Origin of the sequence: Bartonella sp. AC62GZZY (assembly GCF_042196525.1) — a bacterium.
GTDB lineage: Bacteria > Pseudomonadota > Alphaproteobacteria > Rhizobiales > Rhizobiaceae > Bartonella.
Genome location: NZ_JBHIQN010000050.1, coordinates 1 through 1755, shown reverse-complemented (window position 1 = coordinate 1755; position 1755 = coordinate 1). Strand labels below are relative to the sequence as shown.

Below are 1755 nucleotides of genomic sequence, written 5' to 3'. Positions count from 1 at the left end.
ATCGATAAAAAGGTACCGTACAAAGCGATTTAAAGATTTTATGATGAAAACCACACCAGCAACACAAAACGCTCTGTGCGGTCAAATTTAAGGTAAATTAACCTATTGGTAAAAATAGGAATTAAAACATGGAAATATTAAAACGAAGATTCTTTAAAAAACGTAAACAGCCTATGCAAAAAAAGTTTATCGCAACGGCTGTTGGGTATGTTCCTTGGGGAGATGGAGCAGAGGAGTATTTTTACAACCTCTACGAATATGAAGACGGTACAAGAGAGTGTGAAAAGTTTGATGGCGGTCAGTATTATACCACACCAGAAAATGCGGATTTTAGTACCAAAGCGCAAGTAAAAGCGTGGGTTTACGGTGGGAATATTCCGAAAAGCGTTCTCAATTACGAACCTCTTATAGACGAGATCAATAAAGGCATAAAAAAACTATCAGAAGTTGCTTGATTTTAAAGAACATGACCTCTAAGTGTGAAGAAGGATGGGCTAAGTCTTTCTAAAGATGCCCTACTTGCTCTAAAGGTGAAATATGTGGGATTGAGCTGTTATGCCGAGCTTGCCACAAATCATGCTTTTGTTGCAGTTTAAGCCAGAATTCCGCATCATTTAAACCCGCTTTTTCTAACCGTAAAGCTAAGTTAATGCTAATCGCCGCATGGCAGTTTAAGATGCGGGATAAAGTTAAACGTGCAACGCCAAGACGATTTGCAGCTTCTGTTACTGTTAACCCTAATTCATCAAGCAATTCTTCTTTCAAAATGCCGCCAGGGTGTGGAGGATTGTACATCATAATAACACCTCAAAACTCAATGGTAATCTTGATAATCAACCAGTTCAACGTCTGTCCCAATGAAACGAAAGGTAACACGCCAATTTGCATTGACACGCATTGACCAGTAACCTTTTAAATCGCCCGTAAGCGCATGTAGACGATACGATTTAAGAGTAACTTGTTCAGGCGCGGATATTGTATCTAAAATTACTAAAATGTTTGCTAATTTTTTAACATGCGCGGGTTGTATGCCTTTGCACTCTCCTCTTTCAAAGAATAATTTCAACCCTTTATGCTTAAAACTAACGATTGCCATATATACCCTCTTGAGACTTGGTACTATACACCATGCATTTATGTCAATTGATTATTTATCAAAGAGCGCCTTAAAACATAATGTTATATGTTAATAATCAATAATATCCTTTTGAAATAATAGAAAAAATAATAAAACTATGCTAAGATTTCTCACATATTTAAATACAAATTTAAGGTAATGACAAACATGCTAAATAAAGTGATGTTAATTGGCTATTTAGGGAATGATCCCGAAAGCAAAACAATGAATTATGGAACAGAAGTAGTCAATTTTCGTATGGCAACTTCTGAAAGCTATACGGATAAAAATACTCATCAAAAAGTAGAGAAAACTGAATGGCACTCCGTGGTGATTTTTAATCCACATTTGGCAAAAATAGCGCTTCAGTATCTAAACAAAGGTTCAAAGGTTTACATTGAAGGCAAATTACAGACACGCAAATGGCAAGATAAAAATGGGCATGACCGTTACACAACAGAGATTGTCTTACCACAATTCAAAGGCGAGTTGTATTTGCTTGATGCCCAAAAAGAGCAATCTGCTCACCCCTCCCCCATTACTTCTCAAAATTATGCTATTGCTTCAGGTGCTAAAGATTATAGCGCATCTCTTAATGATAGCATGCCATTTTGATTAAAAAATAGAGCAAAGAGAAA

4 protein-coding genes are annotated in these 1755 nt (G+C 36.4%); 2 read left to right on the top strand and 2 right to left on the bottom strand.

Going from position 1 to position 1755, the window contains the following annotated elements:
* Window positions 1–128: 128 nt before the first annotated feature.
* A complete protein-coding gene (locus tag ACFIML_RS09045) occupies window positions 129–455 on the top strand; it encodes a hypothetical protein (protein ID WP_375607510.1) in 327 nt (108 codons plus the stop codon).
* A gap of 49 nt (window positions 456–504) precedes the next feature.
* On the opposite strand, the gene ACFIML_RS09040 is transcribed toward ACFIML_RS09045, so the two are convergent.
* Together ACFIML_RS09040 and ACFIML_RS09035 are read right to left on the bottom strand one after the other, a co-directional pair.
* A complete protein-coding gene (locus ACFIML_RS09040; RefSeq protein WP_375607509.1) occupies window positions 505–798 on the bottom strand; it encodes a HigA family addiction module antitoxin in 294 nt (97 codons plus the stop codon).
* A 16-nt stretch (window positions 799–814) separates the two neighbouring features.
* On the bottom strand, window positions 815–1096 hold the full coding sequence (locus ACFIML_RS09035) for a type II toxin-antitoxin system RelE/ParE family toxin (RefSeq protein WP_375607508.1): 282 nt from the start codon (window positions 1094–1096) through the stop codon (window positions 815–817).
* Between the two features lie 189 nt (window positions 1097–1285).
* On the opposite strand from ACFIML_RS09035, the gene ssb reads away from it, so the two are divergent.
* The gene (gene ssb, locus ACFIML_RS09030; RefSeq protein ID WP_375607507.1) at window positions 1286–1732 is read left to right on the top strand and encodes a single-stranded DNA-binding protein; all 447 of its coding nucleotides are present in this window, start codon (window positions 1286–1288) and stop codon (window positions 1730–1732) included.
* Window positions 1733–1755 lie beyond the last annotated feature (23 nt).

Bases quoted from the DNA above. Each gene is read 5' to 3' on its own strand.
- ACFIML_RS09045 (WP_375607510.1), top strand. From the start codon at position 129: ATGGAAATATTAAAACGAAGATTCTTTAAAAAACGTAAACAGCCTATG.
- ACFIML_RS09040 (WP_375607509.1), bottom strand. From the start codon at position 798: ATGATGTACAATCCTCCACACCCTGGCGGCATTTTGAAAGAAGAATTG.
- ACFIML_RS09035 (WP_375607508.1), bottom strand. From the start codon at position 1,096: ATGGCAATCGTTAGTTTTAAGCATAAAGGGTTGAAATTATTCTTTGAA.
- ssb (WP_375607507.1), top strand. From the start codon at position 1,286: ATGCTAAATAAAGTGATGTTAATTGGCTATTTAGGGAATGATCCCGAA.